The sequence below is a fragment of the Algoriphagus sp. genome (assembly GCF_039969895.1).
In the GTDB taxonomy this organism is placed as follows: Bacteria; Bacteroidota; Bacteroidia; order Cytophagales; family Cyclobacteriaceae; genus Algoriphagus.
The window spans coordinates 847,915-869,514 of sequence record NZ_JBDVMZ010000012.1 but is presented as its reverse complement, the minus strand read 5'-3'; the positions used below and the strand labels follow the sequence as shown (position 1 = coordinate 869,514).

The 21,600-nt window shown below is 41.4% G+C and carries 16 protein-coding genes; 9 read left to right on the top strand and 7 right to left on the bottom strand.

What is annotated here, in order from left to right; genetic code table 11:
* Positions 1 to 39: 39 nt before the first annotated feature.
* From ABJH64_RS09860 to ABJH64_RS09850, 3 genes are read right to left on the bottom strand one after another with little or no spacing between them, the layout of a single operon-like run.
* Positions 40 to 612: an adenylate kinase gene (locus tag ABJH64_RS09860; RefSeq protein ID WP_348276388.1), complete on the bottom strand. Its 573-nt coding sequence runs from the start codon at positions 610 to 612 to the stop codon at positions 40 to 42.
* A 15-nt stretch (positions 613 to 627) separates the two neighbouring features.
* Positions 628 to 1,164, bottom strand: a complete 537-nt coding sequence (hpt, locus tag ABJH64_RS09855) for a hypoxanthine phosphoribosyltransferase (RefSeq protein ID WP_348276387.1) — start codon at positions 1,162 to 1,164, stop codon at positions 628 to 630.
* A gap of 15 nt (positions 1,165 to 1,179) precedes the next feature.
* Positions 1,180 to 2,088, bottom strand: a complete 909-nt coding sequence (locus ABJH64_RS09850) for an aminopeptidase (protein WP_348276386.1) — start codon at positions 2,086 to 2,088, stop codon at positions 1,180 to 1,182.
* Between the two features lie 172 nt (positions 2,089 to 2,260).
* Here ABJH64_RS09850 and ABJH64_RS09845 point away from each other — a divergent pair, with 172 nt between their 5' ends.
* The 5 genes from ABJH64_RS09845 (at position 2,261) to ABJH64_RS09825 (ending at position 9,580) form a co-directional block, all read left to right on the top strand.
* Entirely contained in the window at positions 2,261 to 3,544 is a 1,284-nt protein-coding gene (locus ABJH64_RS09845) for an OmpA family protein (protein WP_348276385.1), read from the top strand.
* A gap of 351 nt (positions 3,545 to 3,895) precedes the next feature.
* The gene (locus tag ABJH64_RS09840) at positions 3,896 to 6,304 is read left to right on the top strand and encodes a TonB-dependent receptor (protein WP_348276384.1); all 2,409 of its coding nucleotides are present in this window, start codon (positions 3,896 to 3,898) and stop codon (positions 6,302 to 6,304) included.
* A 28-nt stretch (positions 6,305 to 6,332) separates the two neighbouring features.
* Positions 6,333 to 8,510 carry a DUF5916 domain-containing protein gene (locus tag ABJH64_RS09835; RefSeq protein WP_348276383.1) on the top strand — a complete coding sequence of 726 codons (2,178 nt, stop codon included), beginning with the start codon at positions 6,333 to 6,335 and terminating at the stop codon, positions 8,508 to 8,510.
* Positions 8,511 to 8,694: 184 nt separating this feature from the next.
* Entirely contained in the window at positions 8,695 to 9,057 is a 363-nt protein-coding gene (locus ABJH64_RS09830; protein ID WP_348276382.1) for a carboxypeptidase-like regulatory domain-containing protein, read from the top strand.
* Between the two features lie 340 nt (positions 9,058 to 9,397).
* Positions 9,398 to 9,580 carry a hypothetical protein gene (locus tag ABJH64_RS09825; RefSeq protein WP_348276381.1) on the top strand — a complete coding sequence of 61 codons (183 nt, stop codon included), beginning with the start codon at positions 9,398 to 9,400 and terminating at the stop codon, positions 9,578 to 9,580.
* 324 nt (positions 9,581 to 9,904) lie between these two features.
* On the opposite strand, the gene clpB is transcribed toward ABJH64_RS09825, so the two are convergent.
* The 3 genes from clpB to ABJH64_RS09810 form a co-directional block, all read right to left on the bottom strand.
* A complete protein-coding gene (gene clpB / locus ABJH64_RS09820; RefSeq protein ID WP_348276380.1) occupies positions 9,905 to 12,523 on the bottom strand; it encodes an ATP-dependent chaperone ClpB in 2,619 nt (872 codons plus the stop codon).
* Between the two features lie 402 nt (positions 12,524 to 12,925).
* Positions 12,926 to 13,417 (bottom strand): hypothetical protein, encoded by a 492-nt coding sequence (locus ABJH64_RS09815; protein WP_348276379.1) that lies wholly within the window; start codon positions 13,415 to 13,417, stop codon positions 12,926 to 12,928.
* A gap of 284 nt (positions 13,418 to 13,701) precedes the next feature.
* Entirely contained in the window at positions 13,702 to 14,958 is a 1,257-nt protein-coding gene (locus tag ABJH64_RS09810) for a dipeptidase (protein WP_348276378.1), read from the bottom strand.
* 170 nt (positions 14,959 to 15,128) lie between these two features.
* On the opposite strand from ABJH64_RS09810, the gene ABJH64_RS09805 reads away from it, so the two are divergent.
* From ABJH64_RS09805 to ABJH64_RS09790, 4 genes are all read left to right on the top strand, one after another.
* Positions 15,129 to 16,856: an alpha/beta hydrolase-fold protein gene (locus tag ABJH64_RS09805; RefSeq protein ID WP_348276377.1), complete on the top strand. Its 1,728-nt coding sequence runs from the start codon at positions 15,129 to 15,131 to the stop codon at positions 16,854 to 16,856.
* A gap of 1 nt (position 16,857) precedes the next feature.
* Positions 16,858 to 17,742 carry an ATP-binding protein gene (locus ABJH64_RS09800; protein ID WP_348276376.1) on the top strand — a complete coding sequence of 295 codons (885 nt, stop codon included), beginning with the start codon at positions 16,858 to 16,860 and terminating at the stop codon, positions 17,740 to 17,742.
* 319 nt (positions 17,743 to 18,061) lie between these two features.
* Complete coding sequence (locus tag ABJH64_RS09795; protein ID WP_348276375.1) at positions 18,062 to 19,063, top strand: acyl-ACP desaturase; 1,002 nt, start codon at positions 18,062 to 18,064, stop codon at positions 19,061 to 19,063.
* A 154-nt stretch (positions 19,064 to 19,217) separates the two neighbouring features.
* A complete protein-coding gene (locus ABJH64_RS09790; protein ID WP_348276374.1) occupies positions 19,218 to 20,756 on the top strand; it encodes a bifunctional GNAT family N-acetyltransferase/carbon-nitrogen hydrolase family protein in 1,539 nt (512 codons plus the stop codon).
* 63 nt (positions 20,757 to 20,819) lie between these two features.
* Here the strand turns inward: ABJH64_RS09790 and ABJH64_RS09785 are convergent, their stop codons facing one another.
* The gene (locus tag ABJH64_RS09785) at positions 20,820 to 21,593 is read right to left on the bottom strand and encodes a Rossmann-like and DUF2520 domain-containing protein (protein ID WP_348276373.1); all 774 of its coding nucleotides are present in this window, start codon (positions 21,591 to 21,593) and stop codon (positions 20,820 to 20,822) included.
* Between the last annotated feature and the right edge of the window lie 7 nt (positions 21,594 to 21,600).

Below are 21,600 nucleotides of genomic sequence, written 5' to 3'. Positions count from 1 at the left end.
AGCCAAATATGAATTGCAAAATTAGGAAAATTAAGGCAATCAGTAGCTATCAATCACTGAAGTGATGTCTGAGAAAATCTGCTCGATCTCACCTACACCGTTGATTTTCTGAAGTTTCCCCTGAGAAGCATAGTAATCTGCCACCGGAAGGGTCTCATCTAGGTACACTTTAATACGGGTGTTGATTTTCTCATCATCCTGATCATCCACTCGATTTGACGTTTTGCCACGCTCTTTGATTCTGACTCTTAATACTTCTTCCGGCACATCGAGCGCAACCATTCCATTAATTTCAAGATCGTGCTTAGAAAGCATTTCATCTAGCGCCTCTGCCTGTGCGGTTGTACGTGGAAAGCCGTCAAAAATAAACCCTTTGGCGTCTTTGGTCTCATTAATTTTATCCTCCACCATGCCAATTACTACCTCATCTGGCACCAATCTCCCCTCGTTCATGTACTTTTTAGCTAGCTGACCTAGTTCAGTTCCTTCTCCAAGGTGTTTTCTAAAAAGATCCCCTGTTGAAAGATGCGTAAGCCCGTATTTTTCAATGAGTTTTTCGCTTTGCGTGCCTTTTCCTGCACCAGGAGGGCCAAATAATACAATATTATACATTAGAAAGTCTATTATTTAAGGAGTACTGAGTTGATAAATATCGGGCAGATTCCTACCCAAACCATCGTAATCAAGGCCGTAACCAATCACAAATTTATTGGGAATTTCAAAACCGACATAATCCAACGCATAATTAAACTGAAATGCATCAGGTTTGTGAAGCAGGGTTACAATAGATAATTGCTCGGGATTGTGCTCCGAAAGAGCCCTTAATAAATAATCCATGCTGATTCCAGTATCAACTATATCTTCCACAACCAGGACAAATTTGCCTTCAATTTTTTCTTGCAAACCTAAAATCGAGCGCACTTCACCTGTTGATTCAATACCTGAATAGCTACTAATTTTTATAAACGAGGTAGTCAAGGGTAGATCTATATACCTGCAAATGTCTGCCATAAAGACAAAAGATCCGTTCAGCACTCCGATTACGACCAACTCCTTTCCTAAAAAATCACGCGTGATAGCTTGTCCAAGTTGAGAATTACGTAGTTTGATTTCTTCTGCAGTCAGGTAAATTTCAAACGTCTTGTCTTTCAGTATTTTACTCATGATAGTGATTATATATTAGAGCCTCTCCACCAGATAAGGATAAATCGCCAACATTGATTGCAAATCAGCCAAGGAGACCTTTTCGTTAGGCGTATGTACATTTTCTTCAGCAGCTCCTATAAAACACCAATCGATGGCATAAGGGGAAAATTGCACCTCGCGGCCATCACTACCGCCGTGCTCTTCTACTTCAAGCTGAAATGGAATTCCACTTTCTTTGGCAAGATTAATAATTTTATCAAGAAACTTTTTCCGCGGAATAAACTTGTCTCTTATAGAAATCACCACCCCCTCATGAAACTGAACTCCTTCAGTCACCCAGGTAATGTCAGAAATCAAGGCTTGCTTAATCGGAGACGTTTCTTGAATAAATTTGAGTATAAAAGGCATGCATCCTCCTCCATGTTCCTCATATGTGGTAAAAACTACCCAACCATCAGTAATTGTTTCGCATAGTTTCATCGCATTATAAATCCCTAACCTATTATCCAGGTAGGCAGCTTGTATAAACTCTTCATCTAATCGAATGTTCTGAGCATATGAAAGTCGAGTACCCGGGTCTATACCTCTTGGAAAATCATGAAAAATCTCATCTTGCTCGCCATGTAGCTTACAGGTAATCTCACCTAAAGAGTCCCTTCCTTCGAGAACAGAATCCGCAACAATCTCCGGCCCTCCCACGGGTATCAACTGATTATTATACCTTGCCATGAAGCCTACAGTGTCCATGTGCGCAAATACTGCAGTTCTCGGATTACCGAATTTGAGTAAAATGCAATTGTGGAAATTTTCACCAGAATAAATTTCTGGGATAACTTTCCAAGAAGTTTTGCGTTGTTTGATAGAGCGCAAAATAAATTCCGCTAGTTGACCCTCGTCGCCAGAAATACTTTCTATTTTGAGGATTTCGAATAAAAATTTCATTTTGGCATAAATTATGTTAATATTTTGATAATTAATTTGAAAAAAAGTTATGAATTATTTTCTTGTCCCAATTGGGTTTAAAATAATTCAGCTAGATTTGTAGTAAATAAAAAGTTTATAAATTTGTATTCACATCAATCAACACTTAAAATTTGAACAAAAATTTTTTGTTATGAAAAAACTAATACTATCAACAGTAATCGCAGGGGCTTTGGCATTCGGAGCTAATGCTCAGGAATTCGATAAGTTCTCACTAGAAGTTGGCGGTGGTTTCAACAAACCAATGGCACCTCTGGCACCTGAATTCTTATCACCTACCTTAAACCTTGGCCATGTAGAATTTGGCGCTAGGTATATGTTCAACGAGAAGTTCGGTTTGAAATTGGACTACGGATTTGGATCAATGAAAGAAGCTGGCAATGAAGACGCCAACACGGGTTCTTTCGACACCAAATACTACAGACTAAACCTTCAAGCGGTTACCAATCTTGGCAGAATCATGAATTTTGAGTCTTTCACAAGATCATTAGGATTGCTTGGACATTTTGGAGCTGGTATTGGAAATGTAAGACCTCAGGAAAATCTTTATAATGATTTCACTGATGATGTTTACAACTTCATCGTGGGGGTTACGCCTCAATTGAAGTTAGGTAAAAGCATTGCATTAGTAGGAGATATTAGTACAATTATCAATGGTCGTCAGACAGTTACTTGGGATGGTTCTCAAGCAATCGGTCCAGCTGATCAAGGTTTTTTCGGTGCTAATGCAGTTTGGTGGACAGGTTCATTAGGTCTTCAGTTCTACCTAGGTAAAAACGAAGAACATGCAGATTGGTACATTGCAGCTGATAAGTATGCTACTAAAGAAGAGCTAGCTTCTCAAATCAACGGTATCAAGGATATGTTGAAAGATTCTGATGGTGACGGTGTTCCTGATTACCTAGACAAAGAGCCAAATTCACCTGCTGGAGCAAGAGTTAATTCTTCAGGGATGACTATGGATTCTGATGGTGACGGTACTCCAGATCATATGGATAAATGTCCATTCCTTCCTGGTCCAGCATCTACTAACGGATGCCCTGTTGAGGAAGTTAAAGAACAACTTGACTTCTTCAAGAAAGCAATCAATGATGGTTACGTAAATGTTTACTATGCATTTGATAGCTCTAAGCCACTTGGGTACTCTACTAGCGCTGCTAGCTATGTATCTAACTTCTTGAAAAAGAATCCTGGTGTTAGTGTTGAAATCAAAGGTTATGCTGATGAGCTAGGTCCTGAAGATTACAACATGAAGCTTTCTGAAAGAAGAGCAAAAGCAGTTTACGATCTAATTGTTGCCTCTGGAGTAGATGCATCTAGACTTTCTTACAAAGGTTACGGTGAAGATACTAGCGTTGACAAATCATCTGCTGATGCAAGACAAATGGCTAGAAGAGCAAGTTTCGAAGTGAAATAAGTAATTCGCTACTAGAATATTCAAGACCCGATTTCATATCGGGTCTTTTTTTTGTCTGTAGTTTTTTTTGGAATTACCCCATGAAGAAGGCTTTTGCTCCACCCTATCCATACCTATTTTGTCCTGGTAGAAAATTATAGAGAACGAAAATCTACTTATCCTTAATATCCCATTCCTTACATATAAGGTATAGCGGAAGCTTTACAGTCAGCTCATATAACAATTCCCGCCTTTTAACATTTTACTGCTGATATTTAGAGTTATTCAAAATAACTTGCATCAAAACTTAACAGAAACCATAAATTACTTTGGGTTTCTATCAATTCAAGCCTATAAAAATCTAATTATCTGATGTTAGAAGATCAGCAGTATTTTACAATTAAATTTCTAGCACCTTTCCTATTGAGCATTCTTTTGTGCTACGATTCCTACGCCCTTCAGCTGGATAAAAGAGGAGTTATAAGTGGAGTGATCGTAGAAAATGGTTCAAACTCGCCTTTGCCTTTTGCATCCATTGGAATCTATACTACCCAAGACAGCCTAATCGGTGGAGGTCTATCAAATGAGGATGGCAGGTTTCAAATTGACATTGAAGAGGGACAATACTATGCTATAATTGAATTCATGGGATATGAGCCACACAAAACTGAAATATTAACTATTTCCTATGAAGCCCCTGCTTATGAGCTAGGTGAAATAAAAATGAATACTGTTGCTGGGGATCTGGACGAAGTAATAGTACAAGGCGAAAAAACGCTTATGGAACTCTCGCTTGACAAACGTATTTTCAATGTAGGAAAAGACCTGGCAAATGCCGGTGGTACAGCTAATGATATTCTTATGAATCTTCCCTCAGTGGCTGTGGACCCAGAAGGCAATGTCCGGCTCAGGGGGTCATCTAACGTCCGCATTCTAATTGATGGAAAACCTTCGGGATTGGTAAGCTTCAAGGGTGGGGCGGGACTACGACAGCTTCCAGCAAACATGGTCGATCGTGTAGAAGTAATCACCAATCCCTCTGCGAGGTATGAAGCAGAAGGCATGGCTGGAGTCATAAATATTATCCTCAAAAAAGATAATAGTCAAGGTTTCAATGCATCCTTCGAGCTTATCGGCGGCACTCCTACCAACTTTGGTTTTACCACAAACCTGAATTACAGGCACAAAAAAATAAACTGGTTTGTCAATTATGGATTTGCTTATCGAAAATCCCCCAATGTAGGTGATCTATATCAGGAGGTTTACAATGGAGATACTACGCTCATTTCCGACCAAAGTAAAGAAGGCACTGTCAAAAGTCTGAATAATACCATTCGAGGCGGTTTGGATTATTATTTCAACGAAAATAGCATCCTCACTCTTTCATACCTCTGGCGAAGAAGTGACGCGCATAGGATCACAGATATTCGCTACGATGATTCCTATAGCATTCATAACCTCAGCACTCCTCTCGGCTATACATTAAGAAGGCAAGATGAGACCGAGCAAGAACCAAACTCTGAAATCTCCGCTAACTATAAAAGGGAATTTAATAAAAGTGGACAGGAGCTCACCGCTACCTTCACCTATCTGAACTACTGGGAAAATTCAGATCAAACTTTCACCCAACAAACCTACACCACAGAGGGAAACCTCATCCCTGAGGAAAACCAGCTTCAAACTTCACTAAATGACGAGTACGAAAATCAATACTTAGTCATGCTCGATTATGTAAATCCATTTGGTGAGGAAGGCAAATTCGAGACAGGATTCCGGACAAGCTTTCGGGATATGAAAAATGATTACATCGTGCAGGAAGCTGACGAAAATGGAAATTTCACACCTATTCCTGGACTTGACAACATCTTCATTTACAAAGAAAATATTCTGGCTGCTTATGGTATTATTGGCAATAAAACCAATAATTGGAGCTACCAGGCTGGACTACGGGCAGAATATACAGATGTAGAAACTATCCTCGAGGAAACAAATGAAGTCAATCCAAGAAGCTACACCAACCTCTTTCCAAGTGCTCATATAACTTATTCTATTTCGCAAGAAAATGCCTTTCAGCTCAGCTATAGCAGAAGAGTAAGAAGACCTGTTTACAATGACTTAAGCCCCTACGTGACTTTCTCCGATGCACGGAATTTCTTTAGCGGAAACCCTGATTTAAATCCTGAATACACCAATGCTTTCGAACTTGGTCATATAAAATACTTTGAAAAAGGAACATTTTTCACCACAGTCTATTACAGAAGCACTTCGGATAAAATCGATCGCTTAAGAACTGTAAATGAAGAAGGATTCTCGGTGACCTTGCCATATAACCTCAATGGAGAAAATTCCTTTGGTCTGGAGATCAGCAGCGATTATAAACTGAATGAATGGTGGAAACTAGACTTCAACGTCAATTTCTTCCACGCCAATATCGACGGTTCAAATATTCAGACAAATTATCAGACCAAGACTTACTCTTGGCTTTTCCGCCAAACTTCTAGGTTTTCGATCGGCAACGGCATAGAGCTACAGGTCCGTGCAAATTATGAAGCCCGCCAAAAAACAGTGCAGGGCGTGCGTAAAGGTATATTTTTCATGGATCTCTCTGCAGCCAAAAAAATCCTCAGCGACAGAGGCACCGTGACACTCAATGCCACAGATATTTTCAACAGTAGAATAAGCAGATTTATAAATGAGGACGAGACTTTTTATACCGAAGGAAGTAGCCAATATCAGAGAAGACAAATCAATTTAACCTTCGCTTACAGACTAAAGCAATAACTCTGGAAAATAGGTTACGAATCATTTTATGTTGAAAAAATTCATTTTCGTTGTTCTCATTATTTTCGCGGCAAACCCCCTCGCCGCTCAAAAAATAAATGACTCCTACCGACTTCACATGAGCAAAGCCTCCTCATCAATCCAAATAGATGGATTGTTGGACGAGCAAGCGTGGTTGGATGCTGAAGTGGCTACGGACTTCTTCATGATCACTCCCATGGACACCAGTTTCGCACAGGTGCGCACAGACGTGCGGATGACCTATGATGATGAAAATTTATATTTATTAGTAGAGAATTTTCATGCATTGCCAGGGCCATATATGGTGGAGTCGCTACGGCGTGATTTTAATTTTGGAAAAAATGACAACTTCCTCCTATTCATGGATCCTTTCGATGATCAGACCAATGGATTTTCCTTTGGGGCAAATGCAGCCGGTGCGCAGTGGGATGGCATTATGTACAACGGAGGAAGTGTAGATCTAAGCTGGGATAATAAATGGACCTCAAAAGTCACTAACTACGAAGATAAATGGGTGTTTGAAGCGAAAATTCCATTTAAATCTATCCGCTACAAAAAAGGAATTACCGAATGGGGAATCAATTTTTCCAGACTAGATCTCAAAACCACTGAAAAATCAAGCTGGGCGCCTGTTCCTCGCCAATTTCCCTCCGCCTCCTTAGCTTACACTGGAATACTCGTTTGGGATCAGGCGCCGCCACAGGTAGGTGCTAATATATCTTTGATTCCCTATGCTCTTGGAGGCTTTCGCCAAAATAGATTTGAAGGTGAAGATCCTGTATATAGAAAAGAAATCGGTGGAGATGCCAAGATTGCCCTGACTTCTTCACTGAATCTTGACCTGACAGTAAATCCGGATTTCTCGCAGGTGGAAGTGGACCGACAAGTAACCAATCTGGACCGCTTCGAGCTTTTCTTCCCTGAGCGAAGGCAATTTTTCCTAGAAAATGGAGACTTGTTTGCAAGTTTTGGGTACGAAAGAATCCGTCCTTTTTTCTCCAGAAGAATCGGGCTGAATGCTCCAATTCAATTTGGAGCCAGAGTCAGTGGCAAGATTAATAAAGACTGGAGGATAGGTGCCATGAATATGCAAACTGGCGGGGTAGAGAAAGAAGCACTTCCCTCGCAGAATTTCACCGTGTTGGCAGTTCAGAGGAGAGTAGGTGCTCGATCAAACATCGGAGCCATTTTTGTCAATAAACAATCCCTTAACTATAATCCAGACCTTAATTCTGAGGCGCCAATCTATTCACAATTCAATAGAAATGTAGGGTTGGAATACAATCTCGCTACTTCTAATAACCTCTGGACCGGGAAGGTGATGGGGCTTAAAAGTTTTGGCCCTGACAATTCACAGAACGGCTTTGTGCAGGCCGCAAATCTCAAATACACCGCGGGCAACCTCACTTGGGAATGGCAACATGAATATGTTTCTGATGAATACACTGCTGAAGTAGGCTACGTACCCAGGAACGGATACTTCAAAATCAATCCTAAAATAGGATATCGATGGTTTCCAAAAAGTGAAAAAATCCTCAATCATGGCCCTGATGTGAGTAGCACCAGCTATTGGAATACTTCAGGAGACTACACAGACAATGCTTCCTACATAGCCTATAACATAAAATGGAGGTCACAAAGCACATTCATGCTATGGACTGCCTATGATTTTGTGGTATTGCAGAGACCTTTTGACCCGACCAACTACAGTGGTGAAATCCTTCCGGCTGGTACCAAACATGAGTGGTTTGCTTGGGGTACAGAATACACTTCCAAACCACAAAGTGTTTTCACCTATGCTTTTTCTACTCGAATGGGCGGATATTATGCAGATGGTGATCGGTATAATGTGAGCGGAGAACTGGGCTATAGATTTCAGCCCTATGTGAGTATCACGATGAATGCAAACTACAATCGCATCGTTTTGCCAGAACCTTGGAATAGGACCAACTTCTGGCTCGTAGGGCCACGTGTAGATGTAACCATGACAAATACGCTCTTCTTCACGGCATTTGTCCAGTATAATGAGCAGATCGAAAACATCAATTTAAACACTCGTTTTCAGTGGAGATTCAAGCCCGCTTCGGACATATTCTTGGTTTATACCGACAACTACCTGCCTGCTCCTTTTTATACCAAGAATAGATCCTTAGTACTGAAGTTTACTTATTGGTGGAACCTTTAGGGCTTTTTAATTACACTAAACTGGGAACCACAATCTCCTTGATTTTGCAATTAAGAACAGACGCATTGCGGATTCAAATTATTCTTCGCACCTCTTCACTCAGGAGCAGACAGCCTATCTTGAAATAAACGCTTGCTTAAGTGCTTATAAATTAGTTATTTAAGGGAAATAATTTTTAACCCAGATGACAAAAGCCAACGTACTCAGAACATTCCTATTTCTAGGAATTCTTTTTAGTTATTGCATTGACCAAGAAGTTTTGGCACAAAAGCAACCTAAACCTCCAACAACTCCTGTGGTAAGAGGCCAAATCATAGACAAGGATTCAGCCCCAATTCCTGGTGCGGCAATCCTAGTGGATGGAACTACCAAAGGCGTCGCGTCTGATCTAAACGGATTTTTCGAACTTGACCTATCTCTGTTCACGGAAAAGAAGGTGACATTGATCATAAGGTACGTAGGGACAGAAGTAAAAAAAGTAGATGTAAGTATGAAAGATCTGCCAAAGTCCTTTGGTCAAATCAAATTAAACGATATTGTAAAATAGCGCACGCCCTAGAAAATCTGGTTGGATTCCACCACACGGATGCTCATGCTAGCTAGTCGATAGTTGAGGTAAATATCCCAAATATTGATATTAGAAATTAAAACCACAGGTATCAACTGACACTATGTGCATTAATTCCGTCAGTTAATTTTTTAATTCTGATAAAGACAATTTGCTTTCTACTGTATTTTAAGAAGATAGATGGTGCATACTATCCCTGAGCATTAGGAGCCAATTTTGATAGGAAGTTAATAGCGAATAAGATATTGATGATTTTTAGTAACGCATGATCCTAACTAGAGAAGATATGCTTGATACTGAGCTTCTACAAGAATGATCAGTGGCAAACTACATCCATTTGCTAGCTGGCAAAATGCTCTTGGGCATCGACGAGGCTAAGTATTTACCAGAGATTGGGCTGATGGTGGATACGATTGAAGGAGTAAAAGTAAAAGCCAACGGCTCATCATCTTTCTACATGCAACAGCAAGAGGGAGAACCACTAGTAGGGATAAAGAAATAGGCAATTCCTTAATCCTCTGGCTCAGACGGAATTTGCTCAAGTGGAAGATTTCAAAATTACAGTCCTACCCGCTGCAACAATTATTTTTGGAGAATTTATGGCCAGCACGAAATCGACTGGGTGGAAGAATAATATTCGCTTCGGCCTTTTGAATTCCTGTATCATAACATCAAGTCACCTAAAGACTCAGTCGAATGAGTGAAAGCTCATTTAAAAGCCACCTACGAAACTATTCATTCTGGGAATTAATTAGATAGGGATGGAGGTAAAAAAAACCTCGGAGTCATTTACTCCGAGGGTTTAACCATATACCACTAACCTAAATTACACTTCAATATCAGTTTCAATATTTTTAAAGTAAACCTGATTGTCTGCATCCAGATCTACCAATACTGCTGAATCATTTTTGATATATCCAGACAAAATCTGCTTGGAAAGCTCGTTGAGCAACAAACGCTGCATAGTTCGCTTCAGCGGTCTTGCGCCGAAGTTCGCATCAAATCCAACTTCTCCCAGGTAATCTAACACCTCTTTAGTCGCCTCTATCTCTATACCTGATTCGGATAATCGATGCTGAATTTCTCTCCATTGGATATCCACGATCTTACGGATGACCTCCTTATTTAGTGGCTCAAACATAATCGTTTCATCTATTCTATTTAAGAATTCTGGACGAACAGACTTTTTCAAGAGCTCATAAACTTCTGTTTTGGTCTTTTCTAAAATCTCCTCCTTATTCCACTCCTCCATCTCAGCAAATCGCTCCTGAATCAAGTGTGATCCGATATTAGTAGTCAAGATGATAATCGTGTTCTTAAAATTGGCAATTCGTCCTTTATTATCAGTCAATCTACCGTCATCCAAGACCTGTAAGAGAATATTAAACACATCAGGATGTGCCTTTTCGATCTCATCCAATAAAATCACAGAATACGGTTTTCTACGAACAGCCTCTGTCAGTTGCCCACCTTCATCGTATCCCACGTAGCCCGGAGGTGCTCCTACCAATCGGCTGACGGCATGTCTTTCTTGGTACTCCGACATGTCGATTCGTACCATGGAGTTTTCATCGTTGAAGAGGTATTCTGCCAAAGCTTTAGCCAGTTCCGTCTTACCTACCCCAGTGGTACCCATGAAAATAAAGCTACCAATTGGACGTTTTGGATCTTGCAAACCAGCTCTGCTTCTTCGCACAGCATCAGACAAGGCACTAATCGCTTCTTTCTGCCCAGCTACACGATGTCCTAATTCCAGCTCCAAATGCAATAGTTTTTCACGCTCCGACTGGACCATTTTGTTCATCGGAATTCCCGTCCACTTGGACACTACAGCTGCAATATCCTCCTGATCTACTTCTTCTTTCAGCAATGGAGAACCCGCCTGCATTTCCTTCAACTGGCTCTTGAAAGACTCGAGCTTTTGCTCAGCCTCTCCGATTTTTCCATATCGAATCTCAGCTACCTTTCCAAAATCCCCAGCTCGCTCTGCCTGTTCTGCTTCTATTTTATAATTATCAATGCGTTCCTTTTCTCGTTGAATCCCAGTGATCACCGCTTTCTCGCTTTCCCACTTCGCTTTTACACTATCTCGCTTTTCAGCAAGTTCAGCCAATTCCTTGCTCAGAACGGTTTCCTTATCTTTGTTTTTCTCTCTTCGAATTGCTTCCCTCTCTATTTCCAACTGCATGATCCGACGATTCAATTCATCCAATTCCTGAGGTAAAGAATCGATCTCCATTCGCAATTTTGCGCCAGCCTCATCCATCAAGTCAATGGCTTTATCTGGTAAAAACCGATCTGAAATGTAACGTTGCGAAAGCTCTACTGCTGCAATCACCGCATCATCTTTGATCCGCACGCCGTGATGCAATTCATATTTATCCTTAATTCCCCGAAGAATAGATATCGCATCCGCAGCATCCGGCTCATCTACGATAACAGCCTGGAATCTTCGTTCCAAAGCCTTGTCCTTCTCGATGTATTTCTGGTATTCTTTCAGCGTAGTAGCTCCGATAGCATGAAGTTCACCTCGTGCCAAAGCAGGCTTAAGCAAGTTCGCAGCATCCATGGCTCCTTCGCCGCCTCCACCTGCACCGATTAAGGTGTGGATCTCATCTATAAATAAGATAATCTCGCCCTCTGCATCAGTTACTTCTTTGATGACGGCTTTCAGTCGCTCCTCGAATTCTCCTTTATATTTAGCGCCAGCGACCAGCAAGCCCATATCCAAAGAGATCAACGTCTTGGATTTAAGGTTTTCAGGAACATCTCCTGATACGATTCTTTGCGCTAGCCCTTCTACAATGGCTGTTTTACCCACGCCTGGCTCACCTAGAAGAATTGGGTTGTTCTTAGTTCTACGAGCTAGGATCTGTAGCACTCGCCTTATCTCTTCATCACGGCCAATTACCGGGTCAATTTTACCCTTCTTAGCCATTTCATTAAGATTCTTCGAGTATTTCTCCAAAGCCTGATACTTGCTTTCTGCGTTTGGATCGGTCACTTTATTTCCTTTTCTAAGTTCTTTGATTGCTTCAATTAATGCCTTTTCAGAGATTCCTTGATCTCTTAAGATTGACGAGGTAGCATCACCTGATGCCAAGATTGCTAATAGCAAATGCTCAATTGCCACATACTCATCCCCAAAGTTCTTAAGGTAATCTTTGGCTTTTGTGAGTACTTGGTTGGAATAAGTTGACAAGTGCGGCTGTTGCCCTCCGCTCACTTTAGGAAGTCGAGCTAGCTGCTCATCAAGCTTTGTTGATATGAGTTGTTTATTTGTTCCTAGCTTTTTGAATAGAAAATCCGTTACATTCTCATCTTCGGAAATAATGCCTTTCAGCAGGTGCGCCGGCTCAATGTTTGGCTGACCCGCTGCCGATGCTAACTCCAAGGCTTTTTGTATCGCCTCCTGAGATTTTATAGTGAATTGTTTAAAGTCCATAGTATGGTTGATTAGTAGTGGTATCTAATTAATTGAGTTGGTATGTAGAGGTTTATTCTCCAATCCAAGTCTCTACCACTACTATCAAAATAATCTCCAATTACTTTCTTCGGTCACAATGTCGGAAAAAACTCAATTCTCACTCACAAAACGGAAATTCTGACAGAATTTTACACAGATCACCCCAACTTAACGTCAGGTTTTGCAGGCAAAAACGAGTGTATAATTAAAATTACGTAACCATAATTTTTAAAAAAATCTATCCTAATCGATCCGCTAAGCTGTTGGCTTCAAAAAATAAACCCCTGCTTTCGATAGGGAAGCCGGGGCTGAATTCCTTGTATCTAAAGGGTGTAGTTACCTTTTTTCACTGATTGCCCTACCGATCCGGCAGGGCTTATGTTAGTTTCCTTTCAGCAATACACTCGCGGGAGGTGCTTCTACATTTACACCTGAATTTGAATTGATTGCACTAGGGAAAAATAATTGAACCAGATATCCTTGATCGGATTTCACCATTTTACTCATCCCATCACTGATTTCATACAGAGACCTTTGGTCTTGCTGAATCAACCAAGCCTGATCGATATTATTAAATATAGTAGCCAGTGGAGAATAGTTCTTATCATCCTTTAGCATCAGGATAGGCAGAACAAGTTTCTTGTCCTTAACCGTAGCTTTACCCAGGTAGCAATTGCTCTTATTTTGATAAATAATCGAAATCACAACTTCATGCTCACCATCCTCTACTGCTTTGGCTCCTTTATTAGCAAACTCGCTGTAGTAGTCGGTATAACATCCTTCGAGTCCTTTGAGGTGAAGACTTAATCCTTCTTGGGAAAAAGCACTTACAAAGAAGCCGAATACAAATAAAATGGTAAGTCTAATTTTCATAAGTTATTTTTTTAATGCCTGATTAAAATTAAAGCAATAATTGTAGGATGAGTTTTTTGTGCTCAATTTGTTTAAAACAAATCCCACTTCCACATACGTATCTTGCTGAATTTGCACCTTTAGGGTTTGCTTTTATACTCACCATGGAAAACTAGAATTGCTATCCCAATCATCTTAGAAGCACCTTACCCTTCAGTAATATTACATACTATTTTTCCCTTAAAACGAAAGAAGCCCTGATTGGTCAAATCAAGGCTTCAAGCGAATAGTTACCAAGTGGTTATTTACTCAGCAGTAGCAGCGTATTCTTCCACTGCAGTCCACACTCTGAATATATTTTTGTAACAGATCTTTTCTATCTCTTCTCTAGAATATCCTCGCTTGAGAAGTTCCGCGATCAGATTTGGATACATGGAGACATCTTTCAGACCTGTTGGTAAGGAATCACCTACCCCATCAAAGTCAGAACCCAAGCCCACATAGTCTATCCCTACCAAGTTTTTCACATGATCAATGTGATCCGCCACACGCTGCACCGTTGGAAAAGGATTATTAGCAGCCGTGTATTCAGCTGCATAAACTTCAAATGCCGAATCGGTTCTACTTAGGTTATTCTCCACCATATAATTCACCAAGTGTTCTCTTACTTTTCCAGAACCCGCTGCGTAAGCAGAATCTATGAAAGTCCCACCAAAATTAATCATCATCACACCGCCATTTTTGGCCATAGCTTGAATGAGCTCATCACTCATATTTCGTTCAAATCCTGGGGTGAATTTTCTCACCGATGAGTGCGAAGCAATGACAGGAACTTTGGTTATCGCCAAGGCATCCCTGAAGGTATTATCCGAAACATGAGAAAGGTCAACCATGATGCCCACACGATTCATTTCTTTCACCACTTGCTCTCCATATTCACTCAAACCACCATAGGTACCCGTAGTGTCATAGCTGGCATCGCCAATCAGATTGTCTTTACCATGCGTAAGGGTGATATAACGAATTCCTCTCTTGTGAAAGTAGGCTACATTAGAAATATCATCTTCCAACCCTGAACCATTTTCCATCCCCATAGGAAGTGAGATAATACCTTTCTCGAAATTCGCTTCTATATCCGCGGGGCTATAAGCCATCGCAAATTTGTCTGGAAAAGTAGTAGTCAGACGCTCTGTCATCAAGATCAGCGAATCAGCTAAAGCTTTGGATGCTCCTGGCATGGCCTGAAGTCCGGCAGGAATATAAATAGACATAAAAGGCGCATCAAGGCCACCCTCTTTGGTTCGAGGATAGTCAAAGTTTCCGCCGTCAGTCCGGACTGAAACGTCCAATATTTCACGCTGTAGCGTAAAACCTCCTACTTTCATTCGGTACGGCAAATCAACATGCCCATCTACCATAATAGTTTCTTGGGCGATTTCTTTCGCTACTTCCAATCTTTCTGCATCCGAAAGGGTAGTATAGTCAATAGTAGTTTCTTCTTCTTTAGGTGTACAAGCCAAAGCCAGGGTGGCAAGCAGGACTGTACTCAAATAGTTTCTCATAAGTCGGCGGTTTGTATGAATCTGTAAGATAAGTGGTTTTTCTAAGTGAAACTCGTTTAATCCACCAATGGCATTATTGACAAAACATCGGAAAGATCTGTGATTTATAAAACCCAGCAACTTCTATTTTCAGGTGATTATCCTTAAATTCCAATCTAAAACCACCCTCTATGAAACAAATTTTCTATTGTACCATGCTGCTCTTTTTTAGCTGGTCTTGCACACCTACTGATTCCTCTCCTATCGAGATCGTGATAGATCCAGCTCTTGAAGCTGAGCTAAAAGATGGACGATTGCTTCTGATTTTCTCCACAGACAGCACCTCGGAACCTCGATTTGGAATCAGTGATAATGTGGGCACAAATCAAGTCTTTGGGATGGATTTTGAAGATTACGAAGTAGGCAAGCCTATACTTTTTGACCCAGAAAGCTTTGGATATCCGGTTGAGCGTATGGATAAACTAGAGGACGGTACTTACTACGTTCAGGCCTTTATCCAAAAACATGATACGTTCGTGAGGTCTGATGGACATACCGTGAAGCTCCCCATGGATCAGGGTGAAGGACGCCAATGGGCAAGGGCGCCAAAGAATATTTACAGTATTCCTATGACTGTGAATTGGAAAAAAGGCCAAGAACTCAGTCTCACTGTCAACACAATTATTCCAGAAATCCCACTCCCAGAGGATACGGAGTACATCAAGCATATTAAAATGAAATCAGAAAAGCTCTCGGAGTTCTGGGGGAGGGATATGTATCTCGGCGCAAATATTCTACTTCCGGAGGGATTTGACGAGAACCCCAATCAGTATTATCCTCTGATGATTTTTCATGGACACTTTCCATCTGACTTTTCAGGCTTTCGAACTATACCTCCAGACCCCGAACTGGGCGAGGACGATTACAACGCTCGATTTGGCATCTATGGCTATGCCAAAATGGAGCAGCAAGAAGCCTACGATTTCTATCAAAAATGGGTATCACCAGATTTTCAGCGCTTCATCATCATAGAAATCCAACACGCCAATCCTTACTATGACGATAGCTATGCCGTTAATTCTGCAAATCTTGGACCTTATGGCGACGCCATTACCTATGAATTGATCCCTTATATTGAAGATCAGTTCCGTGGAATAGGTGAAGGTTGGTCTCGTTTTCTTTACGGAGGCTCCACCGGGGGATGGGAAGCTTTGGCGGCACAAGTATTCTATCCAGATGAATACAACGGTTGCTTTGCAGCTTGTCCAGACCCTATAGATTTCAGAGCTTACACCTCTATCAATCTCTATGAAGATCAAAACGCCTACTATGAAGAAGGCAAATTTCGCAAGACACTACGACCAGGACATAGAGACTACCTTGGGCATATTCAGTCCACTATTCAGGACATGAATCATCGCGAGCTAGCTATTGGCGGAACCAAAAGCAGATCTGGTGATCAATTTGACATTTGGCAGGCGGTGTATTCCCCTGCTGCCGATGATGGCTACCCAAAACCTATTTGGGACAAATATTCTGGAGAAATCGATCCTACAGTCGCCTCCTATTGGAAGGAGAATTACGATCTCCGTTATATTATGGAGCGGGACTGGAGTTCACTTGGTCCAAAACTGGAGGGAAAAATAAATATTTTCTGTGGCGATATGGATAATTATTACCTAAACAACGCGGTATATTTGACTGAGGAATTTCTCGAAGAAACAGAAAATCCTTATTTTGATGGAACAGTCGCGTATGGCGACCGAGCCGAGCATTGTTGGAATGGGGACCCGACGCTCCCAAATTATATCTCTAGGCTTCGATACAACACCATGTATTTAGAAGAAATCGGAGAAAGACTAAAACAAACGGCACCACCAGCATTCAATCAATACAACTGGACTTTAAACAAAAACTAATATGAAAACCCCAAATCTAAAATTAATGCTGCTTGGTCTTTCAAGCGCTTTTATACTCACCAATTGTACTTCAACCAAAACCGAAGAAGTGCTAGAAGGTGCCAAGGTAGCTGACGTGAAAACCCCAACGCTAACCATGCTTTGGGAATCAGACACTACACTCACCACCAACGAATCTGTGCTCTACGATAAGAATTCCGGTAAAATATACGTGTCCAATATAGATGGAGATCCGACCGGAAAGGATGGAAAAGGCTCTATCTCTATTCTTGATAAGGAAGGAAATATCGTGACTCAAGAATGGGTAAAAGGTCTAAATGCTCCGAAGGGCATGGGTATCACCAATGGCAACTTCTATGTGACTGATATCGATCAACTCGTAGAAGTAAGCCTTGAAACTGGCAAGATCACCAATAAATACACCGTTGAGGGAGCAGGCTTTCTAAACGACTTGGCGACTTACGACGGTAAGGTATATTTCACCGACATGAATACCGGCAAGATTCATTTACTCGCTGACGGCATGATATCAACCATCTCAGAAGGCAACGAATCCATCAACGGAATTGAAATCGCAGAAGATGGAACGATCTACGGACTTGACAAATCAGGTGTGAAATCTTTCAACTCAGACGGATCCTCCACGATAATTAACAAAACGGTCACCGGTGGTGATGGACTTGTGATTTTGGGAGATGGCAATTATGTGGCTTCTCGTTGGGCTGGGGAGATTTATTTCGTAAGTGGTGATGGAGAGACGCTCCTCTTAGACACCAAAAGTGAAGAGTCCAATACTGCAGACATAGGATTTATCCCTGAAGACAACATTGTGTTAGTCCCTACCTTTTTCAAAAACAAAGTAGTTGCATACAAATTAGATTACTAAGCAAATTTCTTTCTAGCGTTTAAAAAGCCTTTTTCGGAAGGCTTTTTTGTGCCCATTGAACTGAGAAGTCGAAAAATTCCTTATCTTAAAGAGAGGGCTCGCAAGAAAATATCTCTTGAAGTTAGCCTCATGCAATAATAACACGGGGAAAACCTAAAAAGGCCAAGAGACCCCATCAGCTAAACTGCTGATAATTGACTACTTACAAAAACCTAATCATTGATAATTTCTTTCTATCAGTATTTTGTCCATTTGTGAGTAAATTTGTCCTAAGTCAAAAAACCGCACCGAATTGTAAAGATTCGGCCTAAATTTATCCATGATGAAATCAGGAGAAATAGATTACGAACTAGAAAAAAACATAGAGGTTATCTCTCAATTAGATGGCCTAGTAGGCGAGGCTGTGGATAAAATCCTGGTAGATCCTGACCAATGCTGGCAACCATCCGATTTTCTTCCAGATTTTGGTGACCCAGATATTCATGACCAATTAAAATTATTGCAGAAAAGATCTGAAGGGATACCGGATACCGTATTGACATCACTGATCGGCAATATGATCACGGAAGAAGCCCTCCCAAGTTATCAGACCTATTTCAACTTACTGGAAGGAATAAATCCAGAAAGATCGCTCTTCTCTCCATCTGGATGGGTTCGCTGGTCCAAATCTTGGACTGCTGAGGAAAACCGCCATGGAGATCTACTCAACAAATACCTCTACATGACGGGGAGAGTAGATATGAAGGCCGTGGAGCAAACCATCCACAGACTATTGATGAACGGTTTCGACCCAAACTCTGGAGGCGATCCATATCAGGCTATCGTTTATACTTCTTTTCAGGAGAGAGCTACTAAAATTTCCCACGTAAATACTGGGAAACTAGCGGATATCGCCGGTGATTCAGTTTTGGGTAGGATCTGCAAACAAATTGCGGGAGACGAAGCCAGACACGAGAAAGCTTACAAGAGTTTTATGTCTGCTATATTTGATATAGATCCGAACGGAGCAATCCTTGCTTTTGAAAAGCTAATGCGAAAGCAAATCGTGATGCCTGCTGTCATGATGGGAGTAGGCGGATCCAATCCCTCACTTTTCACCGAATTCTCAGCCATCACTCAGAAGGTAGGAATTTACACCGGTTGGGATTATGCGAGAATCATTGATCATTTGGTACAGCTATGGAAAATAGAAAGCCTAACCGGTTTGAATGATGTGGCTTCCAAAGCGCAAGAGTACCTTGTGAAATTATCTGATAGATATATGCGTCTGGCCGATAGAATGAAAGCTCCGGAAGAAGTAAAACTAGCCTGGCTGAAATAGCCTTAAAGACTAACCTTACGAAATCCTTTCCAGCTTGGGAAGGATTTTTTGATTGAATTCAAAACACTTAGCTTCGGGATAAATGGCGTGCAAATCTCAACTTTTATCCATAAGCTTTTCTCAACGATCAAACCGGCATCCTCTAGCCTAATCCATGGACAATACTCAGACAGAAAATATAGCGCTCTCCTACCTTCAGCCTTCCGACTACCAGGATTTCAAAGCTGCCATGATCGAAGCCTACAGAAGTATGCCTGGCTCTTTTTGGAAAGAAAGTCAAATCGAAAGTCTAATCAAGAAATTCCCGGAAGGGCAAGTGGTCATTCGGATCAATGAGAAACTGGCGGGATGTGCTCTTTCCATCATTGTAAATGAAGATCACCTCGAAGGAGAGCACACGTATAAAGATATCACTACTGATTTCACCTTTGACAAGCACAATAATGATGGAGATATGCTTTATGGGATTGACGTATTTATCAAACCCGAGTTCCGTGGCCTGAGGCTGGGTAGAAGGTTATACGATTACCGAAAAGAACTTTGCGAAAAGTTAAATCTAAAAGGCATCGTATTCGGGGGAAGAATCCCAAACTACCACAAGTACGCGGATAAGATGGGGCCAAAGGAATATCTGGAAAAGGTAAAGTTGAAGGAGATTTATGACCCGGTATTGAACTTCCAGTTGGCAAATGACTTTCATCCTGCCAGGATTATGAAAAATTACCTGGAAGGAGATGCCGCTTCCAGTGAATTTGCAGTCTTACTTGAATGGAATAACATTTTCTACGAAAAGCCAACTACCCAAGCCGCTACGAATAAGACCATCGTGCGACTTGGGCTGATTCAGTGGCAAATGCGACTTTATGATGACTTGGACGAACTGATGCAGCAAGCAGAATACTTCATCGATGCAGTATCCGGCTATCGAGCAGACTTCGCACTTTTTCCAGAACTTTTCAATGCTCCTTTGATGGCTGAGTTCAATCACCTGAGCGAAGCACAAGCAGTACGTGGGCTAGCCAAGTACACGGACGAAATTGTCAAGCGCTTCGGACAGCTCTCCGTCTCATACAATATCAACATCATCACTGGCTCTATGCCGAAAGTAACCAATGACAAACTCTACAATGTCGGGTACTTATGCAAGCGAGATGGCTCGATAGAGTCCTATGAAAAACTTCACATTTCTCCGTTAGAGTCAAAAGTATGGGGGATGCAAGGAGGAAGTGTGCTCAAATCCTTCGATACGGATTGTGGGAAAATTGGCATTTTGATATGCTACGACGCAGAATTCCCAGAGCTGAGCCGAATACTGGCTGATCAAGGCATGGATATTTTATTCATTCCGTTCTTGACCGACACACAGAATGGCTATTCCAGAGTTCGGAATTGTGCGATGGCTAGAGCGATAGAAAACGAATGCTATGTAGCCATGGCTGGCAGTGTAGGCAACTTGCCAAAAGTACATAATATGGACATGCAGTATGCGCAATCCATGGTGATCACCCCGTGTGACTTCCCATTCCCAAGCAATGGAATCAAAGCTGAAGCTACACCGAATAGCGAGATGACATTAATAGCAGACGTGGATCTGTCTCTTTTGCGTGAGCTAAATCAATTTGGTAGTGTTCGGAATTTGAAAGATCGCAGGAAAGATTTATTTGAACTAAGGCTAAAAGATCAATCCAAATAAGTGGAAATGTTCCCAAATACTACGTGCGATTTTCCGCAAGAAAAACTGATCACCTAACTCCACTTATCCATCGATAATGTCCTGAGAGACCAGCCGATAGATTTCAGCGAGACTCTCGTTGTAGTTTAAAAAGCGATGATGATCTTCTAAGGTTTCGTAATCTTCCCGGATGGCAGGACCAGTTTGGGCTGCCTTTGCACCTAGCTGGAGACTTTTGGAAATCGTCTCAATGATCAAGGGCTTCAGCATCTCGAAGTCCAAACCTTGCCTTTTCATTATTTCTTCGGCGATCCTGATCATGTGATTGGAAAAGTTGCTTGCGAAAACAGCAGCAATGTGCATCGCCTTTCTGTCTTTTGATCTCACCAGGTAGGTCAAAGGCGACAAAGATTTAGCTAGTTTTTTTAGCTTTTGCAAGGTCTCTTCATCATCGGACTCTAGCAAAATAGGGACCTCATCAAACTCGATTTTTCTGCCCTTAGTAAATGACTGAAGTGGGTAAAATATTCCCGTGTAAGCTGCTGAGCTATAATTCAACATATCCAAAGGCACAGAGCCAGAGGTATGAACTAGAATACTATCCTCGGGCAAAATCACTTCATCAGCTACATCAAGGATCGCTGAATCCCTTACCGCCAATATAAAAATCTCTGCCTCGCTAGTCGAGAAGTCCAAATCATCCTTGGGCTCACCGGCATAGACTCTATCTGTGATAGTTGAGGCACTTTTGAGGGTTCTAGCATACACTTCTGTGATGGTATGCCCTGCGTCTTCCAAAGCTGAGGCCAGGTGCCAAGCCACATTTCCCGCACCCAAAATGGCAATTTTAAACTTCATAGTGGAA

Excerpts from the sequence above, each read along its gene's own strand:
- ABJH64_RS09800 (WP_348276376.1), top strand. The coding sequence starts at position 16,858 with ATGAAAACCCCAAATCTAAAATTAATGCTGCTTGGTCTTTCAAGCGCT.
- ABJH64_RS09795 (WP_348276375.1), top strand. The coding sequence starts at position 18,062 with ATGATGAAATCAGGAGAAATAGATTACGAACTAGAAAAAAACATAGAG.
- ABJH64_RS09835 (WP_348276383.1), top strand. The coding sequence starts at position 6,333 with ATGTTGAAAAAATTCATTTTCGTTGTTCTCATTATTTTCGCGGCAAAC.
- ABJH64_RS09815 (WP_348276379.1), bottom strand. The coding sequence starts at position 13,417 with ATGAAAATTAGACTTACCATTTTATTTGTATTCGGCTTCTTTGTAAGT.
- ABJH64_RS09845 (WP_348276385.1), top strand. The coding sequence starts at position 2,261 with ATGAAAAAACTAATACTATCAACAGTAATCGCAGGGGCTTTGGCATTC.
- ABJH64_RS09810 (WP_348276378.1), bottom strand. The coding sequence starts at position 14,958 with ATGAGAAACTATTTGAGTACAGTCCTGCTTGCCACCCTGGCTTTGGCT.
- ABJH64_RS09860 (WP_348276388.1), bottom strand. The coding sequence starts at position 612 with ATGTATAATATTGTATTATTTGGCCCTCCTGGTGCAGGAAAAGGCACG.
- ABJH64_RS09840 (WP_348276384.1), top strand. The coding sequence starts at position 3,896 with ATGTTAGAAGATCAGCAGTATTTTACAATTAAATTTCTAGCACCTTTC.
- ABJH64_RS09830 (WP_348276382.1), top strand. The coding sequence starts at position 8,695 with ATGACAAAAGCCAACGTACTCAGAACATTCCTATTTCTAGGAATTCTT.
- ABJH64_RS09805 (WP_348276377.1), top strand. The coding sequence starts at position 15,129 with ATGAAACAAATTTTCTATTGTACCATGCTGCTCTTTTTTAGCTGGTCT.
- hpt (WP_348276387.1), bottom strand. The coding sequence starts at position 1,164 with ATGAGTAAAATACTGAAAGACAAGACGTTTGAAATTTACCTGACTGCA.
- ABJH64_RS09850 (WP_348276386.1), bottom strand. The coding sequence starts at position 2,088 with ATGAAATTTTTATTCGAAATCCTCAAAATAGAAAGTATTTCTGGCGAC.
- ABJH64_RS09785 (WP_348276373.1), bottom strand. The coding sequence starts at position 21,593 with ATGAAGTTTAAAATTGCCATTTTGGGTGCGGGAAATGTGGCTTGGCAC.
- ABJH64_RS09790 (WP_348276374.1), top strand. The coding sequence starts at position 19,218 with ATGGACAATACTCAGACAGAAAATATAGCGCTCTCCTACCTTCAGCCT.
- clpB (WP_348276380.1), bottom strand. The coding sequence starts at position 12,523 with ATGGACTTTAAACAATTCACTATAAAATCTCAGGAGGCGATACAAAAA.